At 59.6% G+C, this 16830-nt stretch carries 19 protein-coding genes; 5 read left to right on the top strand and 14 right to left on the bottom strand.

Annotated features, from left to right (window positions below; all coding sequences use genetic code 11):
* Positions 1-87: 87 nt before the first annotated feature.
* The 5 genes from rpsF to dnaB all read left to right on the top strand — a co-directional run bounded on the left by rpsF (position 88) and on the right by dnaB (position 3172).
* Positions 88-456, top strand: coding sequence for a 30S ribosomal protein S6 (gene rpsF, locus ACE3PH_RS10755; RefSeq protein ID WP_374318749.1), 369 nt, complete (start codon positions 88-90; stop codon positions 454-456).
* 39 nt (positions 457-495) lie between these two features.
* Positions 496-786 carry a primosomal replication protein N gene (priB, locus tag ACE3PH_RS10760; RefSeq protein ID WP_374318751.1) on the top strand — a complete coding sequence of 97 codons (291 nt, stop codon included), beginning with the start codon at positions 496-498 and terminating at the stop codon, positions 784-786.
* Positions 787-815: 29 nt separating this feature from the next.
* The gene (gene rpsR, locus ACE3PH_RS10765) at positions 816-1109 is read left to right on the top strand and encodes a 30S ribosomal protein S18 (protein WP_374318753.1); all 294 of its coding nucleotides are present in this window, start codon (positions 816-818) and stop codon (positions 1107-1109) included.
* Positions 1110-1121: 12 nt separating this feature from the next.
* The gene (gene rplI / locus ACE3PH_RS10770) at positions 1122-1574 is read left to right on the top strand and encodes a 50S ribosomal protein L9 (RefSeq protein ID WP_374318755.1); all 453 of its coding nucleotides are present in this window, start codon (positions 1122-1124) and stop codon (positions 1572-1574) included.
* Between the two features lie 173 nt (positions 1575-1747).
* A complete protein-coding gene (gene dnaB, locus ACE3PH_RS10775; protein ID WP_374318757.1) occupies positions 1748-3172 on the top strand; it encodes a replicative DNA helicase in 1425 nt (474 codons plus the stop codon).
* A 63-nt stretch (positions 3173-3235) separates the two neighbouring features.
* Here the strand turns inward: dnaB and ACE3PH_RS10780 are convergent, their stop codons facing one another.
* The 14 genes from ACE3PH_RS10780 to frr form a co-directional block, all read right to left on the bottom strand.
* Positions 3236-3919, bottom strand: a complete 684-nt coding sequence (locus ACE3PH_RS10780; RefSeq protein ID WP_374318759.1) for a Bax inhibitor-1 family protein — start codon at positions 3917-3919, stop codon at positions 3236-3238.
* Positions 3920-4007: 88 nt separating this feature from the next.
* Positions 4008-4829 (bottom strand): TrmH family RNA methyltransferase, encoded by an 822-nt coding sequence (locus ACE3PH_RS10785; protein ID WP_374318761.1) that lies wholly within the window; start codon positions 4827-4829, stop codon positions 4008-4010.
* A 25-nt stretch (positions 4830-4854) separates the two neighbouring features.
* Positions 4855-5460, bottom strand: a complete 606-nt coding sequence (rnhB, locus tag ACE3PH_RS10790; RefSeq protein ID WP_374318763.1) for a ribonuclease HII — start codon at positions 5458-5460, stop codon at positions 4855-4857.
* Positions 5453-6640, bottom strand: a complete 1188-nt coding sequence (gene lpxB, locus ACE3PH_RS10795; RefSeq protein ID WP_374318765.1) for a lipid-A-disaccharide synthase — start codon at positions 6638-6640, stop codon at positions 5453-5455. Before lpxB ends, rnhB begins: the two co-directional genes overlap by 8 nt.
* Positions 6641-6647: 7 nt before the next feature.
* The gene (gene lpxA, locus ACE3PH_RS10800; RefSeq protein WP_374318767.1) at positions 6648-7436 is read right to left on the bottom strand and encodes an acyl-ACP--UDP-N-acetylglucosamine O-acyltransferase; all 789 of its coding nucleotides are present in this window, start codon (positions 7434-7436) and stop codon (positions 6648-6650) included.
* 11 nt (positions 7437-7447) lie between these two features.
* Positions 7448-7885, bottom strand: coding sequence for a 3-hydroxyacyl-ACP dehydratase FabZ (gene fabZ, locus ACE3PH_RS10805; RefSeq protein WP_374318769.1), 438 nt, complete (start codon positions 7883-7885; stop codon positions 7448-7450).
* Positions 7863-8921 (bottom strand): UDP-3-O-(3-hydroxymyristoyl)glucosamine N-acyltransferase, encoded by a 1059-nt coding sequence (gene lpxD, locus ACE3PH_RS10810; RefSeq protein ID WP_374319006.1) that lies wholly within the window; start codon positions 8919-8921, stop codon positions 7863-7865. The genes fabZ and lpxD overlap by 23 nt, the downstream gene beginning before the upstream one ends.
* 35 nt (positions 8922-8956) lie before the next feature.
* Positions 8957-9466, bottom strand: coding sequence for an OmpH family outer membrane protein (locus ACE3PH_RS10815; protein ID WP_374318771.1), 510 nt, complete (start codon positions 9464-9466; stop codon positions 8957-8959).
* 8 nt (positions 9467-9474) lie between these two features.
* Positions 9475-11781: an outer membrane protein assembly factor BamA gene (gene bamA / locus ACE3PH_RS10820; RefSeq protein WP_374318773.1), complete on the bottom strand. Its 2307-nt coding sequence runs from the start codon at positions 11779-11781 to the stop codon at positions 9475-9477.
* A gap of 7 nt (positions 11782-11788) precedes the next feature.
* Positions 11789-13198, bottom strand: coding sequence for an RIP metalloprotease RseP (gene rseP, locus ACE3PH_RS10825; protein ID WP_374318775.1), 1410 nt, complete (start codon positions 13196-13198; stop codon positions 11789-11791).
* Positions 13199-13227: 29 nt separating this feature from the next.
* A complete protein-coding gene (gene ispC / locus ACE3PH_RS10830) occupies positions 13228-14445 on the bottom strand; it encodes a 1-deoxy-D-xylulose-5-phosphate reductoisomerase (protein WP_374318780.1) in 1218 nt (405 codons plus the stop codon).
* Positions 14438-15367, bottom strand: coding sequence for a phosphatidate cytidylyltransferase (locus tag ACE3PH_RS10835; RefSeq protein ID WP_374318782.1), 930 nt, complete (start codon positions 15365-15367; stop codon positions 14438-14440). Before ACE3PH_RS10835 ends, ispC begins: the two co-directional genes overlap by 8 nt.
* Before the next feature lie 5 nt (positions 15368-15372).
* Positions 15373-16149 carry a polyprenyl diphosphate synthase gene (gene uppS, locus ACE3PH_RS10840; protein WP_374318784.1) on the bottom strand — a complete coding sequence of 259 codons (777 nt, stop codon included), beginning with the start codon at positions 16147-16149 and terminating at the stop codon, positions 15373-15375.
* 114 nt (positions 16150-16263) lie between these two features.
* On the bottom strand, positions 16264-16824 hold the full coding sequence (gene frr / locus ACE3PH_RS10845; protein WP_374318787.1) for a ribosome recycling factor: 561 nt from the start codon (positions 16822-16824) through the stop codon (positions 16264-16266).
* Positions 16825-16830 lie beyond the last annotated feature (6 nt).

The raw sequence follows: 16830 nt of genomic DNA on the forward strand, positions 1-16830 counted from the left end.
ACTTTCGGGTGGAAAGAGTCCCCTTGCCGTCTGCGGGTTTGACGCTTCGCGGCGGCTTCCATCAACTGGAATCCACAAGGAGTTTCCATGCGTCACTATGAAATCGTGCTGCTGATCCACCCGGATCAAAGCGAACAAGTTCCGGCCATGCTGGAGCGCTACAAGACCCTGATCACCTCCAACGGTGGCCAGGTGCACCGCGTTGAAGACTGGGGTCGCCGTCAACTGGCATACCAGATCAACAAGCTGGCCAAGGCTCACTACCTGTGCCTGAACATCGAGACGACCAAGGAAGTTCTGGCCGAGCTCGAAACCGGCTTCAAGTTCAACGACGCCGTTCTGCGCCACCTGACGGTCCAGAAGTCGAAGGCTGATACCAATCCTTCGATCATGATGAAGCAAGTTGAGCGTGAAGAGGCCCGCAAGGCTGCTCAGCAGGAGCAGGCTGCTGCCTGATTGATGCCGCAAGGCATCCAGCCGTAACGTCTGCAGTTCATGAACCGCGTGCTGTTGTCAGCCCAGATCATTGAACGCAAGGCACTGAGATACACCCCCGCCGGCCTACCCGCCCTGGATCTCGTACTCAAAAACGAGTCTGAAGTCACAGAGGCCCAGTCTTCCCGCAAGGTGACACTGGAAATCAGGTCAGTGGCCATCGGTCCGATTGCACTGCAATTGAACAAGATGGAAATCGGTAGCCCCATCGGGGTCACAGGTTTTCTGGGCATGTCTCGAGCTGGACGTGGCGTGCTGCTGCACATCACCGAACTCAACGAATCTATTTAACGAATCTATCTGGACACAAAGAGGTCATCATGGCTATCTCTCGTTCCAAGAACGGCAAGTTCTCCAAGGACCGCAAGACCAAGCGCAACACGCAGTCGCTGCTGTTCCGTCGCAAGCGTTTCTGCCGCTTCACCGTGGCTGGCGTCGAAGAAATCGACTACAAGGATGTCGACACCCTGCGTGACTTCATCTCTGAAAACGGCAAGATCATCCCCGCCCGCCTGACCGGCACCCGCGCGATCTACCAACGTCAACTGACGACCGCCATCAAGCGCGCCCGCTTCCTGGCACTGCTGCCCTACAGCGATCAGCACAAGGTCTAAGGAGTCATCGACATGCAAATCATCCTCCTCGAAAAAGTTGTCAACCTGGGCAACCTGGGCGATGTCGTCAAGGTGAAGGACGGCTACGCTCGTAACTTCCTGATCCCATCGGGCCGTGCTCGTCGCGCCACCGCTGCTGCCATCAAGGAATTCGAAGCCCGTCGTGCTGAGCTGGAAAAGGCTCAAGCCGAGAAGCTGGCTGCTGCCCAAGCCCTGGGCGAGCGCCTGAACGGCAAGTCGGTCAGCATCACCCAGAAGGCTGGTGTGGACGGTCGCCTGTTCGGCTCCGTGACCAACCACGACATCGCTGACGCACTGAAGGCTGCTGGTTACGACGTGGCCAAGCAACAAGTTCGCATGCCTTTCGGTCCGATCAAGACCGTGAGCGAATCGACCGTTCAAGTGGCTCTGCACACTGACGTGGTCGTTGACGTGAACGTCACCGTCATCGGCGAACACGCCTGATCGACAACGCTCAACCGGGCTTCTTGCCCGGATGATGCACACAAAGCCGGCCGATGCCGGCTTTGTTCATTTGGGGCCGCGTGAAAGTTGTCCACGCAGATCCCCAGCATTTCCCCCGGCTACCCACAGCCTTATCCACAGGCGGATCCCGCTAGCCCACGTATCATCGCTGTATGTCTGCCGTCTTCCCCGACCTTCCTTCTGCCACAGCCAATCTCAGCAAAGATGAAGTGGCCCGTCTGCGCCTGCCACCGCATTCCATCGAGGCTGAACAGAGCGTTCTGGGGGGGCTGCTGCTTGACAACAGCGCCTGGGATCGTGCGGCCGACCTGCTCAATGACAGCGACTTCTATCGCCATGAGCACCAACTGATCTACGCCGCCATCCAGACCCTGGTCAACGCCTCACGCCCTGCGGACGTGATCACGGTGTTCGAGCACCTGCAGTCCCTGGGCAAGGACAAAGAGGTCGGCGGGCTGACGTATCTGAACGCACTGGCGCAATCGGTTCCCAGCGCCGCCAACATGCGCCGCTATGCGGAAATCGTCCGTGAGCGTTCGGTTTTGCGCAAACTGGTATCGGCCAGCGACGAGATCGCCACCTCCGCTCTCAATCCGCAAGGGCGGGACGTCTCCACCATCCTCGACGAAGCCGAAGGCAAGATCCTGAAGATTGGCGAAGAAGGCAACAAGGGCCGCTCAGGCTTCCATGCCATGCCCTCGCTGGTCGTCGACCTGCTTGATCGCGTTCAGGAACTGGCCGACAACGGCGCGGAAGATGTCACCGGCGTGCGCACCGGTTTTTTCGATCTCGACAAAATGACCGCGGGCCTGCAAAAAGGCGACTTGATCATTCTGGCTGCACGCCCTTCCATGGGTAAAACAGCCTTTGCCCTGAACATCGGCGAAAACGTCGCAGTCAACGAAGGGCTGCCCGTCGCCGTGTTCTCCATGGAAATGGGTGCCTCGCAGTTAGCGTTGCGGATGGTCGGCTCCATCGGCCGCATCAACCAGCAGAACCTGCGAACCGGCAATCTGTCCAACGACGAGTGGAGCCGCCTGAGCGAGACGGTTGAAAAGCTGCAGCAGGCCAATGTGTTCATCGACGAAACACCGGCACTCTCGCCCAACGAGCTGCGATCCCGAGCCCGGCGTCTGGCCCGCCAGTTTGGCGGCACGCTGGGTCTGATCATCATCGATTACCTGCAGCTGATGAGCGGCTCTGGCGGCAGCAGCGAAGAAAACCGTGCCACGGTGATCGGTGAAATCTCCCGGGGGCTGAAGGCACTCGCCAAAGAGTTGCAGTGCCCTGTGATTGCCCTGTCTCAGCTGAACCGCTCGGTGGAAACACGACCGGACAAACGCCCGATGATGTCCGACCTGCGCGAGTCTGGGGCCATCGAACAGGATGCCGACGTCATCATGTTCATCTACCGGGACGAGTACTACAACAAAGAGTCCAAAGTGCCCGGCACGGCCGAGATCATCATCGGCAAACAGCGTAATGGCCCCGTGGGCAGCCTTCACCTTGGGTTCATGAAGGCCAACACGCGATTCGAGAACCTGGCGCCGGGCAGCTACGGCTCAGACGAATACTGATCTTCGCCGGCCTTTTCGGTATCGCCCGCCGCCGAACCTGGCAACGGGCGATCAAGCTGACACTTACTCGCGCTCACCGCCCAGCACGCCAAGGATGCTCAAGAGCGACTGGAACACGTTGTAGACATCCAGGTAAACCGCCAGCGTCGCGGTCACATAGTTCGTTTCGCCGCCATCCACGATGCGCTTCAGATCGAACAGGATGAAGGCTGAAAAAATCACGACTGCCATGGCCGACACGGCCAGCATGAGCGCCGGCAGTTGCAGCCAGATGTTGGCCACACCGGCCAGCAACAGCACGATAACGCCCATGAACAGCCACTTGCCCCAGCTGGAAATATCACGCTTGATGGTCGATGCCAGCGAGGCCATGGCGGCGAACACCATGGCCGTACCACCAAATGCCAGAGAGATCAGCTGAACCCCATTCTTGAAGCCCAGCACCGCGCCAATCAGGCGCGACAGCATCAGCCCCATGAAAAAGGTGAAGCCCAGCAGCAGCAGCACACCCACGCCAGAGTTCTTGTATTTCTCAATGCCAAAGAAAAAGGCAAAAGAGATGCCCATGAAGAGCATGAAACCAATCAGCGGGCTGCCAGAGAAAAGACTGAAATTGAACGCCACGCCCAGCCAGGCCCCCAGCACAGTGGGCACCATCGACAGCGCGAGCAGCGCATAGGTGTTGCGTAGCACGCGCTGACGCTGCTGGGCATACGCGCCACCGAACACGACATCCAGGGGCTTCATTGACCGATCCATACAGACTCCTTTCAGATCAGACGACTCATGCTTTCTATGAGTCCAAACAATGCAATTGGTTCGCGCCGACAACTCATCAGGACAGACGTCGTCGCAGCGATTCGTAAAGACAAATGGCGGCGGCAGCCGCCACATTCAAGGACTCTTCTCCGCCCGGCTGGGGAATGGACACGGTATAGGCGCATTGGCGCATCAATGCCTCGCCAACGCCCTGCCCCTCATGCCCCATGACCCAGGCGCAAGGCTCAGCCAACGGCGCCTGGTGCAGTTCATGATCCGCATGGGAACTGGTGGCGATCATCTGCACGCCCAGGCTGACCAGATCTTCTGGCTGCACCTGCTCCACCAGATGCAACGCAAAATGGGCCCCCATGCCAGCGCGCAGCACTTTAGGTGACCACAGCGCTGCGGTGCCCTTCATGGCCACGACTTGCCTCACACCCAGGGCCGAAGCACTGCGCAGGATGCTGCCCACATTGCCCGCATCCTGAACCCGGTCCAACACCACCGTCGCCACACCGGACAACAAACTGGAGTGGGCTTCATCCATAGGGCGCGCAAGCAAAAAGCCCAGACGCGCGGGAGACTCCAGGCCAGAGAATGTGGCCCACAGTGCCTGAGGCACGACCACCACCCTGGCTGCCTGCCGGGCCAACTCGGTCAACCGGACCGCCAGCGGGTCTACCCCGCTACCCATACCATGCTCGCCCAGCCAGGCCACATCGGCAATGACGGCCACGGGCACCTGCTGCCCCCGCTCCAGGCATGCAGAGCACAGGTGATCCCCCTCCAGCCAGACTTCACCCAGCTTGCGGTAGGCATTCGGATCCTGGGCCAGCTTGCGCAGGCGCTGGATGGTCGGGTTGTCTCGCGACGTGATGAGCTGAACTGAAGTCATCTGATTCTTCGAAATCCGGGGAGGCTCAAACAGGGTCCTTCAGCACCGCCTTCACCGGCCCGAAACTTCGGCGGTGGGCTGCGATCGGTCCATGTTCACGCAAGGCTGCCAGGTGGTCTGCTGTGGGGTAGCCCTTGTGGGTTGCGAAGCCATATTCAGGATGAGCGAGATCCAATTCATCACACCAACGGTCACGGTGAACCTTGGCCAGAATGGATGCTGCAGAAATGGCAGGCACCTTCGCATCGCCTTTCACAATGGCCTCAGCGGGGATCTTGAGCACCGGAATGCGATTGCCATCGACCAGCACCATGCCGGGCTTGAGTCTCAAGCCCTCCACCGCGCGGCGCATCGCCAGCATGGTCGCCTGCAGAATATTGAGGCGATCGATTTCCTCCACCGAGGCCTCGGCAATGCAGAAGCACAGGGCTTTGGACCTGATCTCATCGAACAGCCGCTCGCGCTGGCGGGCACTCAGCTTCTTCGAGTCAGCCAGCCCCGCAATGGGCTGCTGATCGTCCAGTATGACGGCGGCAGCCACCACGGGCCCAGCCAAGGGCCCGCGCCCCGCCTCATCCACACCGGCCATCAGGGCATGAACCTGCCACGACAACCCCATTTGCTCAGACATGCGCACCTCCACCAAGCAGCGCTGCAATGGCGTCCGTGGCGCACCGAGCGGTGTCTCTGCGCAAAGTGTGATGCAGCGCCTCAAAGCGGACCTGCAAGGCCGCTACGTGCTCAGGCTGATTCAGCCAGGCCATGATATCTGCCGCAAGCTGCGCTGGAGTTGCTGCATGCTGCAGCCGCTCAGGCACCGCAAAATCACGCAGCAAGATATTCGGCAAGCCCACCCAGGGCAAATAGCCCAGGTTTTTCATCAGCAACCAACTCAGTGGGCTCACTTTGTAGGCGATCACCATCGGGCGCTTGAAAAGCGCCGCCTCCAGCGTGGCCGTGCCACTGGCGATCAACGTGACATCGCAAGCGGCCAATGCATCATGAGACTGCCCCTCTACAACCGCCAGAGGTGCATCTGGCGCGTACTGAGCCACCAATGGGTCGATCATGCTCCGCAGGCTGGGCACCGCCGGCAGCACAAAACGCAGGTTTGGATGCTGGCGACTCAATAGCGCGACAGTCTGCAAAAACGTCGGAGCGATGTGCGCAATTTCAGAACGGCGGCTGCCTGGCAGCACCGCCACGACTTGATCTGCCGCGGCAAAGCCCAAGCGCTGCCTGGCCCCCTCTTTATCCGGGATCAACGGAATCGCATCAGCCAATGGATGCCCTACATAAGTCGCTGCAATGCCCTTGGCGTGGTAGATCTCCGGCTCGAAGGGGAACAGGCAGAGGATGTGATCCGCGGAGCGCGCGATCTTGTTGATGCGCCCTCCCCGCCATGCCCAGATGGAAGGACTGACGAAATGGACCGTTTTGATACCCCGCGACTTCAGGCGCGCCTCCAGGCCCAGATTGAAGTCCGGGGCATCCACCCCGACAAAAACGTCAGGAGGGCTATCGAGCAGACGTTGGGCAAGCTGATCACGGATCCCGGCAATCTCGCGGTAATGCTTCAACGCATCCACGAAACCGAAAACGGACAGCCGCTCATGCGGCCACCAGGCATCAAAGCCTTGCCGGGCCATGTTCGGCCCACCAATGCCCGCAGCCTGCAGCCCCGGCCAGCGCTCGTTCATGCCACCAAGCAACAGGCTGGCAAGCAAGTCACCTGATGCCTCACCCGCGACCATGGCGACACGGGGTGACTGAGTTGCCCCAGCCCCCCCGGAAGGATCCCTTGCTTGCATCACCCGCTCAGCGCACGATGCCGCGAGACGCTTCCGCCAGGAAGGTCAGCATGTTGTCGATATCGACATCTGCCTCCGGCGTCTGCCCGCGCAGCCCTTCGATTTCGGCCTTGGCCGCGTCCAGCGTCAAACCCTTGCGGTACAGCAGCTTGTACATCTGCTTGAGCATGCTCAGGCGCTCTGCGGAGTAGCCGTGCCGACGCGGGCCTTCCTGATGCACGTTCTGAACTTCCCCAGGGTTGCCCGCAGCCATCACGAATGGTGGCAAATCCTGAGACAGACGGGTCTGGAAGCCCAGCATGGCGTAATCACCCACGCGCACAAACTGGTGGATGCCACTCATGCCGCCAATCAGGGTGTGATGGCCCACCGTGACGTGTCCAGCAAATTGCACCGAGTTGGCAATGGTGTTGTCATTGCCGATCACACAGTCATGCGCCACGTGAACGTAGGCCATGATCCAGTTGTCATCCCCGATCTGTGTCTGGCCCTTGTCCTGGACCGTACCTGTGTTGAACGTCGTGAACTCCCGGATCGTGTTGCGGTCACCAATGATGAGCTTCGTCGGCTCACCCTTGTATTTCTTGTCCTGGGGGTCTGCACCCACGGACGCGAATTGGAAAATCCGGTTCTCGCGCCCGATCGTCGTGTGGCCTTCGATCACGCAATGCGGCCCGACAACGGTTCCGTCGCCGATACGGACATGGGGACCCACCATCGTGTAGGCACCGATCGACACATCATTGCCCAGCTCGGCAGCTGGGTCGACCAGCGCCGTCGGGTGGATTTGAGCCATGGCTACCCCCTTCAACCCACCGTACGCTGTGTGCACATCAACTGCGCCTCGACAGCCACCTCGTCGCCAACCAAAGCTTTGGCCGAGAACTTGTAGATGCCAGCCTTCGCACGCTCGACCTTGACATCAAGGATCAGCTGATCACCGGGCTCAACCGGGCGCTTGAAGCGGGCGTTATCGATACCGACGAAGTAGTAGACGGTCTTCTGGTCAGCATTGATGCCCATGCCGTCGAACACCAGAATGCCCGCAGCCTGCGCCAGGGCTTCCAGCATCATCACACCCGGCATCACGGGACGGCCAGGGAAATGCCCCTGAAAGAACGGCTCATTGATGCTCACGTTCTTGATGGCCCGGATGCGAACGTTCTTTTCAATCTCCAGCACCCGATCCACCATCAGCATGGGGTAACGGTGCGGAAGCTTTTCAAGAATCTTGTGAATGTCCATCGTTGTCATGGTTTTTTAGCTGTTTTTCGATCGCCCGCAAGCGATCTCTCATGGAATACAAATGACGAGCTGTGGCGGCGTTCTTTTCCCATGCTGCGTTTTCGTCGAACGGGAACACACCGGTATACAGCCCTGGCTTGTGAATCGAACGGGTAACCAGGGTGCCGGACGACACATGCACGCCTTCGGCCAGCGTCAGGTGCCCCAGCACCATGCCCGCACCACCCACCGTGCAATGGGCACCGATTTTCGCACTTCCGGCCACACCTGCACAGCCGGCCATGGCTACATGCTCGCCAATGTGAACGTTGTGGCCGATCTGAACCAGGTTGTCCAGCTTGACACCGTTTTCAACCACCGTGTCGTCCAGAGCACCTCGATCGATGCAGGTGTTGGCGCCGATTTCGACATGGTCACCGATGCGAACCGCACCCAACTGCTCGATCTTGACCCACTGGCCCTCATGGGGTGCGAAACCGAAACCATCGGCACCGATCACGACCCCGCTGTGGAAAATGCAAGCGGCACCAACTGTGCAATCAAAACCGATCACCACATGGGCGGACAGCCGGGTCGATGCGCCAATCCGCGCATGGCGACCGATCACGCAGTGCGGACCGATCACAGCGTCATCACCGATCACCGCACCGGCTTCGATAACGGCCAAGGGGCCCACTGTGACGCGCTCGCCAATCACGGCGGTGGGGTCAACGACCGCGGAGGGGTGGATCTCGCAACTGGGCGCCGGTCGAGTTCGCGCCGCCCACCACTGGGTCAGCCTGGCAAAGTAAAGATAGGGGTCAGGCGTGACGATCGCTGCGCCACGCTCACATGCGGCGTCTTTCAGTGCCGGAGCAACGATCACGCAAGCAGCTTGTGTCGACTCCAGTTGCGATCGGTACTTGGGGTGGGCCAGAAAAGCGATGCTCTGGCTCCCGGCTGTCTCCAGGGGAGCCATGGTGGCGACCCACAGATCTGCCGCACCGACCAGTTCACCACCCAAAGCCGAAACAATCTCACCCAGCGTAGCCCCCAGGGCGCCGCTGCCCATGGGCTGCTGCGAGGTCATGGTCACTTACCTGCGCCGTTCAGGGCTCGAATCACCTTGTCGGTGATGTCCACGCGAGGGCCAGCAAAGACAGCCTCCTGCACGATCAGGTCATACTTCTCCTGATCGAATATCTGTCGGACCACCCGGTTGGCACGATCGAGCACCACATTGAGTTCTTCGTTCTTGCGCTGAGCCAGATCTTCTTGAAACTCACGGCCCTTGCGCTTGATCTCACGGTCTTGTTCAACCAAGTCGCGCTGACGGCGGGCACGCTCGGCCTCGGACAGCGCCGGGCCTTCCTTGTCAAAGCGATCCGATGCCGATTTCAGACGCTGGGTTCCGTCAACCAGCTCTTTCTCTCGACGGCTGAACTCCTGCTCCAGCTTGGCCTGAGCGGCCTTGGCGGGCGCAGAGTCACGCAAGACCTTGTCCAGATTCACATAGCCGATTTTCAGATCCTGTGCTTGCACGCAGGCCGCAGCCAGCAGCAAGGCCGCTGCCGGCAACAGAGTCTTCAAAGAGAATTTCATAGTCAGGATCAAAACGTCGAACCAATCTGGAACTGCAACTTCTGAATGCTGTCGGTGCTGTACTTGACCACAGGCTGGCCCCAGCTCAGCTTGAGAGGCCCGACTGGCGAGATCCAGCTGATGCCCATACCGACCGAAGCACGCAAGCCTTTGTGCTCGTCTTCAATCTCGTCGTTCCAGACGTTACCGGCATCAAAGTAGCCGAACAACCGCAGGGAGCGATCATTACCGGCCCCCGGGAACGGAATATACAACTCGTTGTTCATGGTGAACTTGCGGCTGCCACCAACGCTGGTGCCGTTGAAGTCCATGGGGCCCAGGGTATTTTGCTCAAAGCCGCGCACCGAGCCCAGGCCACCGGCATAGAAGTTCTTGAAAACAGGGAACTCCTTGCCCCCCAGCCCCTTGCCGTACCCCAACTCCATGTTGAAGCCGTAGGCATACTGACCACCCAATGGGATGTACTGCTGGAATTGGTAGCTGCTCTTGAAGTAGCGGGTGTCCAGTGCGACGCCCAACTCCAAATTCAAGCGCTGATAGCGCCCCTGTGTCGGTGTGATCACGCTGTCGCGCGAGTCACGCGCCCAACCCACGGTCAAAGGCAAGGACGAACTGGTGGAGCCGAACAGATCGCGGTAGTGGCGATAGTTCTCAGGCAAGCCCACATCGCCCTTGATGGTGGTTTGTTCCGCACCGATACCGAAGAACACCGTGTCATATTCGGTGAACGGCACCCCGAAACGCAGGGCCACACCGGGTGTTTCGATTTCGTAGTCACCACCTTGACTCGACAGCGGCTTGGACGTCCGATAGAAGATGTCGAATGACCGAGAAATACCGTCATCGGTGAAGTACGGGTCGACCGTGCTCAGCACGATGGCGCGGTTGTATTTGCTGGTATTGACTTCCAGCCCCAGCGAGTTACCCGAACCAAAGATGTTGTCCTGCTTGATCGAGGCTGTCAGCGACACCTTTTCCGAACTGGAGAAGCCCGCGCCCAGCATCAGGTTGCCGGTTGGTTTTTCTTCCACTGTCACGGTCAGGTCGACCTGATCCTGGGTCCCAGGCACTTCAACCGTGTCGACACTGACCTGCTTGAAGTAGCCCAGGCGGTCAACACGGTCGCGCGACAACTTGATCTTCTGACCGTCATACCAGGCCGACTCGAACTGACGGAACTCCCGGCGAATGACCTCATCGCGCGTCCGAGAGTTACCGGCCACGTTCACTCGACGCACATACACACGGCGCTGAGGGACTGCGTTGAACACGGCTACGACGGTACCCTTCTCCCGGTTGATCTCCGGGCGGAAGTCAACACGTGCAAAGGCGTAGCCGAATGCAGCGAAACGGTCCGTGAATGCCTTGGTGGTCGACGCCACATCTTCTGCACGATAGGCCTCGCCAGGCTGAACTGTCACCAGCGAGCGGAACTCATCATCCTTACCCAGGTAGTCGCCGTCAAGCTTCACACCAGTGACGGTGTACAGCGGACCTTCCGTCACATTGATGGTGATCGAGATGTCCTGCTTGTCTGGTGAAATCGCCACCTGTGTCGAGTCAATCTTGAACTCGAGGTAACCACGGTTCATGTAGTACGACTTGACGCGCTCCAGATCGGCATTCAACTTGGCTCGCGCGTACTGATCTGCCTTGGTGTACCAGGTCAGCCAGCCACCGGTGCGCAGATCCATCTGGGACACCAAGGTGCTTTCCGGGAAGGCCTTGGTCCCCGTGATTCGGATGCTCTTGATCTTGGCCGTTTCGCCTTCGTTCACTGTGAAAGTGACGTTGACACGGTTGCGCTCCATCGGCGTGATGGTGGTGACCACTTCCACGCCATAGAGCGAACGCGACAAATACTGGCGCTTCAACTCTGTTTCGGCACGATCTGCCAGGGCACGGTCGAAAGGCTGGCCCTCACCGATACCCACATCCTTCAGGGCCTTGACCAGATTTTCCTTGTCGAATTCCTTGGTGCCGACGAAGTCCACCTTCGCGATCACCGGACGCTCCTCAACGATCACCACGATGACTTTGCCATCGATCTCGATGCGAGCATCCTTGAAAAGGCCTGTTGCAAACAGCGAGCGCAGCGCCGTTGAGCCCTTGTCGTCCGTGTAGGTGTCGCCCACACGGAACGGCAACGATGCAAACACCGTCCCGGCATCTGCACGCTGCAGCCCTTCGACCCGAATGTCCTTGAGAACAAACGGCTCAACCGCAAAGGCAGCGGTGTGGAACATGGACACCGCGGCCATCGCGGCAACCAGAGTCGGCTTCAGCCGAAATACGTTCGAAGAGAGGAGTTGCATGCAGAAATCAATGCGAGGCCAGCAAGCGAGCCAGGTCGTTGTAAATAGCGAGGGACATCATCAGCAACATCACGGCTACGCCGCCACGCTGCAGTCTTTCCAGCCACATCGGTGAAATGGGCCGACCAGTCAATCCTTCGAAAAGATAATACATGAGGTGCCCACCATCGAGCACCGGCAAAGGCAAGAGATTCAATACGCCGAGGCTGACACTCACCAGTGCCAGGAACCCCAAATAATGCACCCACCCGAGTTCAGCAGTACGCCCAGCATAATCTGCAATCGTCAAGGGACCCGACAGGTTTTTCAAGGAAGCTTGCCCGATCAGCATTTTGCCAAGCATGCCCAAGCTCATCGCGGAGACATCCCAGGTCTTCCTGACGGCGCGGGTCACCCCTTCGATGGGACCGTATTGCACCTTGACGATGGCTGGCTGTGCGCCAATGCCCGCCTCGATGCGAGCCATCTGCTCACCCAGGATGGTCTTGATCACCGGGGTCACCGTCACGTTCAAGCGCTGGGTACCGCGCTCAATGAGCAAGTCGACGGGCTTGGCTTGCCCATGATCCTGGCTTTCGCGTATCCACTGGCGCAATTGCGAGGCATCGACCGGAATACGGCCATTCAATTGCAACACGCGATCACCTTCGCGCAGACCAGCCTGCGCAGCAGGACCTTCTGCCGGCACCATGGCAATCAAAGGCTCAGCGTAAGGGCCATTGAGCCCTAGCCGATCCAGCAGTCGACTGTCCACCTCTGCGGCGGGGATGCTACTGGTACGCAAACGCAGGATGCGATGACCTTGAACAGCCGGGCTGGCCTCGTCAGCACGCCCCGCCACCACATCCAGTTCGAGATCCACACCATCCAAAGCAGCCTGGGTGAACTGCCACTGCAGATCGCTGATGGAACGAATACGCTCCCACTCTCGCTCATGACCACTGGCTGCACCAGCCGGCACCCTGGCTACTGCCAACACCTCGTCGCCAGCCCGCAGGCCAGCCTGTTCCGCCAGGGAAGTAGATTTAGGTTGCCCCAACCATGGACGCAATTCGTCCACGCCAGCCCAGTTCACGCCGGCATACAACAAGACAGCCAGCAACAAATTCGCACAGGGCCCCGCAGCCACGATGAACGCCCGCTGCCAGAGCGTCTTGCGATTGAACGCACGAGCCCGCTCCGCGGGAGCGACGGCGCCCTCACGCTCATCCAGCATCTTGACGTAACCGCCCAAAGGCAAGGCTGACACGACAAATTCCGTTTCACCTCGCATGCGGCTCCAGATTACCTGCCCGAAGCCGACGGAAAACCGCAACACCTTGACGTCGCAGGCCACCGCGGCGCGGTAGTGGCCATATTCATGGATGACCACCAGTACACCGATGGTGACCAGAAATGCGAGGACGGTTAACAGCATGACTCAGACTCTGTTCGACACAGCGGCCGTCAGGCTACCATGGTTGAGACCAGACGGGCCGCTTCTCGGCGTGCCCGCGCATCCAGTTGAAGCAAACCGTGCACCGAAGCACACTCGCCCGCAGCTGCATGAACGGCATCCAGCGTCCGGACGTTCAGCTCATGGATCTGGTCGAAGCGGATACGCCGATTCAAAAACGACTCTACGGCGACCTCGTTGGCGGCGTTCAGGATGGCTGTCGACCCCGCAGGGGCCTTCAAGGTCGCCCAAGCCAACTGCAGACCTGGAAAGCGAGTTGCGTCAGCCTCTTCAAATGTCAGTGCGCTGAGTCTGGAGAAGTCGAGGACATCCGCCCCGGATTCGATGCGATTCGGCCATGACAGGCCGTAGGCAATTGGCACACGCATATCGGGCGTACCCAATTGCGCCAGAATCGAATGGTCACGGCAAACCACCATCGAATGGATGATGCTCTGCGGATGCAACACCACTTTGATGCGTTCAGGCTCCAGGTTAAAGAGCCAGCGCGCCTCAATGACTTCAAGCGCCTTGTTCATCATCGTGGCTGAATCGACGGAGATCTTGCGCCCCATGACCCAATTGGGGTGGGCGCAGGCCTCCTCCGGTGTCACCGAGGACAATGTCGCCGGGTCACGCTGCCGGAAAGGACCACCCGACGCGGTCAGAATGATGTGGTCAACGCGTGCGGACCAGGTCGACGGGTCCTGGGGCAGGCATTGAAAAATGGCTGAATGCTCGCTGTCTATAGGTAGCAACGTTGCGCCGAAATGGGTCACGGCATCCATGAAGAACGCCCCGCCTACGACCAAGGCCTCCTTGTTGGCCAGCAGCAGACGCTTGCCTGCGCGTGCCGCAGCCAGACACGGTGCCAGACCGGCCGCCCCGACGATGGCAGCCATCACCACATCCACATCCGGGTGCGCAGCCACCTCGCACAGCGCCTTGGCACCATCGAGCACTTCCGTCTGCAATCCCTGCTCGCTCAGGCGCTTGCGCAGTTCCCGTGCACGGGTCACGTCGGGCATGACCGCAAACCGAGGTCTCCATTGCACGCACTGCGCAAAGAGTTCGTCAACACGACTGGCACCCGTCAGTGCAAACACTTCAAATTGCCCTGGATGTCGAGACAAGACATCCAGCGTGTTCGTTCCGATCGAGCCAGTCGATCCCAGCACACAGATGCGCTGGCGCGCCACCTCCGGGAGGGGAGACTTCAGTTCAACCATGACACAAAGACATCAAAGCCAACGACATCGGGAAGACAGGCAGCAGTGCGTCGATCCGATCCAGAACTCCACCATGCCCGGGCAGCAATTGACTGCTGTCTTTTGCGCCGGCCTGTCGCTTGACCAATGATTCAAACAGATCACCCACCACACTCATGCCCGTCAAAGCCAGCAAGGCTGCGATCATGCCCCACCAATTCAATCCAGCGAGCAAATGACTGTAAAGACTGGGCGAATCCACGCCCACATGGCGGTCTATCCAGATCCACACACAAGCGAGCAGCATCACGGCCAACATCCCCGACCACACCCCTTCCCAACTCTTGCCTGGGCTGATGGTCGGCGCCAACTTGTGCTTTCCGAATGCACGCCCGCCAAAATAGGCACCGATATCGGCTGCCCAGACCAGGCAAAACACCGACAACAGAAAATTGAGCCCTTGCGCCTTGCTCTCAACAAGAGCCAACCACGCCATGGTCAATATGCAGACCCCGAGCACCGCGCGCCACGAGGAAGCGACCCACTTCCAGTGTGAGTTACCGAAGCGCAGCATGGCCGCACCACCCAAAACCCACAGTGCGGTAGCGACCCACCAAACCACCGACGGCACAACGAAGCCGACGAGCGGCAGCCCGGACAGGTGAACATGAGGCGCTGCAGCCTGCTCAGCCGGGCCGTACGCACCCAGGCCCCAGGGGTCCAGATGCGACGACTGGGCCAGCGCATTGGCCGCCAGAGCAACCACAACGGCCATCCACCAAGCCCTCACACCCGGCCATTCATTGAGTCGAGCCCACTCCCAGCCAGCCGCGCTGATGAACAGCAGGCTCAGCAGCGCAAATGGCCAGAGCGCTTGCACAGCGAGACAGGGTAGCAAGATGGCTACCAGGATGAGCGCGGTGATGACGCGTTGTTTGAGCATGTCGTTCAGTGCCCTGAAGGTTGATCGGTTGAGCCTACTGCCCCACCCAGTGCGCCAGCCCCCTGCCCTGACTCGCCAACGTCGCCAAAACGGCGCTCGCGTTGCGCGAAGGTCGACAGCGCCTGATCAAGTTGGCTGGCGTCAAAGTCTGGCCAGAGACAGTCGGAAAAATACAGCTCGGCATACGCAGACTGCCACAACAGGAAGTTGGAAAGCCTCACCTCGCCTCCGGTGCGAATCAGCAGATCAGGGTCTGGCGCATAAGCCATCGTCATATAGGAGGACAAGGCCGCCTCATCCAACTGTGCGGCAGCCAGGCCGTCGCGCATCGCTTTCTGGCATGCCTGCACGATGTCCCAGCGCCCGCCGTAATTGAAGGCCACGGTCAAGGTCAATCTGGAATTGGCCGCAGTCTTGGCCTGAGCGTCCAGCAATGCATCGCGAATCTTGGGCGACACATTCTCCAGATCGCCCGCGATGCGAATCCGCACGCCATCGGCACACAGCTTCGTGAGGTGCTTGGCAACGGCCACCAACAACAGACTCATCAGGCCGGAGACCTCTTCCTCTGGTCGCTTCCAGTTCTCGGAAGAAAATGCAAACACCGTCAGGTACTCGATACCGCGGTCGACACTGGCTTGCACAACCGAAACCAGCGCATCCACGCCAGCCTTGTGCCCCACGCCGCGCGGCATCATGCGTTTGCGCGCCCATCGGCCGTTACCGTCCATGACGATGGCCACATGACGGGGAACGGTCTCAAATGTTGGGGGCTGAGCCATGGTCTAAGACATTACAGAAATAAAAAGAGGCGGACGATCCGCCTCCTGACGCGTGGAGTCACACACCGGCATCCCGGCAGCAACCCCAACGCGGTGACATGTGCCGACACCTGGTCAGACAGCGAGGATTTCAGCTTCCTTGCCTTGCACCAGCTTGTCGATCTCGGCGATGGTACGGTCGGTCAGCTTCTGGATGTCATCCTGAGAACGACGCTCGTCGTCTTCAGTGATTTCCTTGTCCTTGAGCAGACGCTTGGCCTGTTCATTGGCATCGCGGCGCAGGTTGCGCACCGCCACCTTGGCATCTTCGCCTTCACCCCGAACCACCTTGGTCAGGTCACGACGGCGTTCTTCGGTCAGCGGCGGCATCGGGACACGAATCAGGTCACCTTGAGCCGACGGATTCAAGCCCAGATCGGATTCTCGAATGGCCTTCTCGATCTTCGGGCCAAGACCCTTTTCCCATGGCTGCACGCTGATGTTGCGCGCGTCGATGAGGGTCACGTTGGCAACCTGACTGACCGGCACCATCGAGCCGTAGTACTCGACGTGGACCTGATCGAGGATGCCGGGGTGGGCCCGACCCGTGCGGATCTTGGCCAGTTCATTCTTGAACGCTTCAACCGACTTGAGCATCTTGTGCTCGACGGTTTTCTTGATGTCTGCAATGCTCATGGAGTG

It is taken from the genome of Aquabacterium sp. (assembly GCF_041909175.1).
Classification (GTDB): domain Bacteria; phylum Pseudomonadota; class Gammaproteobacteria; order Burkholderiales; family Burkholderiaceae_C; genus Aquabacterium.

What these genes read in the sequence shown, in the direction of transcription:
- ACE3PH_RS10780 (WP_374318759.1), bottom strand. Translation starts at nt 3,919, where the DNA reads ATGAAGCCCCTGGATGTCGTGTTCGGTGGCGCGTATGCCCAGCAGCGT.
- dnaB (WP_374318757.1), top strand. Translation starts at nt 1,748, where the DNA reads ATGTCTGCCGTCTTCCCCGACCTTCCTTCTGCCACAGCCAATCTCAGC.
- bamA (WP_374318773.1), bottom strand. Translation starts at nt 11,781, where the DNA reads ATGCAACTCCTCTCTTCGAACGTATTTCGGCTGAAGCCGACTCTGGTT.
- ACE3PH_RS10835 (WP_374318782.1), bottom strand. Translation starts at nt 15,367, where the DNA reads ATGCTCAAACAACGCGTCATCACCGCGCTCATCCTGGTAGCCATCTTG.
- rseP (WP_374318775.1), bottom strand. Translation starts at nt 13,198, where the DNA reads ATGCTGTTAACCGTCCTCGCATTTCTGGTCACCATCGGTGTACTGGTG.
- rplI (WP_374318755.1), top strand. Translation starts at nt 1,122, where the DNA reads ATGCAAATCATCCTCCTCGAAAAAGTTGTCAACCTGGGCAACCTGGGC.
- rpsR (WP_374318753.1), top strand. Translation starts at nt 816, where the DNA reads ATGGCTATCTCTCGTTCCAAGAACGGCAAGTTCTCCAAGGACCGCAAG.
- lpxB (WP_374318765.1), bottom strand. Translation starts at nt 6,640, where the DNA reads ATGCAAGCAAGGGATCCTTCCGGGGGGGCTGGGGCAACTCAGTCACCC.
- ACE3PH_RS10785 (WP_374318761.1), bottom strand. Translation starts at nt 4,829, where the DNA reads ATGACTTCAGTTCAGCTCATCACGTCGCGAGACAACCCGACCATCCAG.
- ACE3PH_RS10815 (WP_374318771.1), bottom strand. Translation starts at nt 9,466, where the DNA reads ATGAAATTCTCTTTGAAGACTCTGTTGCCGGCAGCGGCCTTGCTGCTG.
- lpxA (WP_374318767.1), bottom strand. Translation starts at nt 7,436, where the DNA reads ATGGCTCAAATCCACCCGACGGCGCTGGTCGACCCAGCTGCCGAGCTG.
- uppS (WP_374318784.1), bottom strand. Translation starts at nt 16,149, where the DNA reads ATGGCTCAGCCCCCAACATTTGAGACCGTTCCCCGTCATGTGGCCATC.
- frr (WP_374318787.1), bottom strand. Translation starts at nt 16,824, where the DNA reads ATGAGCATTGCAGACATCAAGAAAACCGTCGAGCACAAGATGCTCAAG.
- fabZ (WP_374318769.1), bottom strand. Translation starts at nt 7,885, where the DNA reads ATGGACATTCACAAGATTCTTGAAAAGCTTCCGCACCGTTACCCCATG.
- rnhB (WP_374318763.1), bottom strand. Translation starts at nt 5,460, where the DNA reads ATGTCTGAGCAAATGGGGTTGTCGTGGCAGGTTCATGCCCTGATGGCC.
- rpsF (WP_374318749.1), top strand. Translation starts at nt 88, where the DNA reads ATGCGTCACTATGAAATCGTGCTGCTGATCCACCCGGATCAAAGCGAA.
- priB (WP_374318751.1), top strand. Translation starts at nt 496, where the DNA reads ATGAACCGCGTGCTGTTGTCAGCCCAGATCATTGAACGCAAGGCACTG.
- ispC (WP_374318780.1), bottom strand. Translation starts at nt 14,445, where the DNA reads ATGGTTGAACTGAAGTCTCCCCTCCCGGAGGTGGCGCGCCAGCGCATC.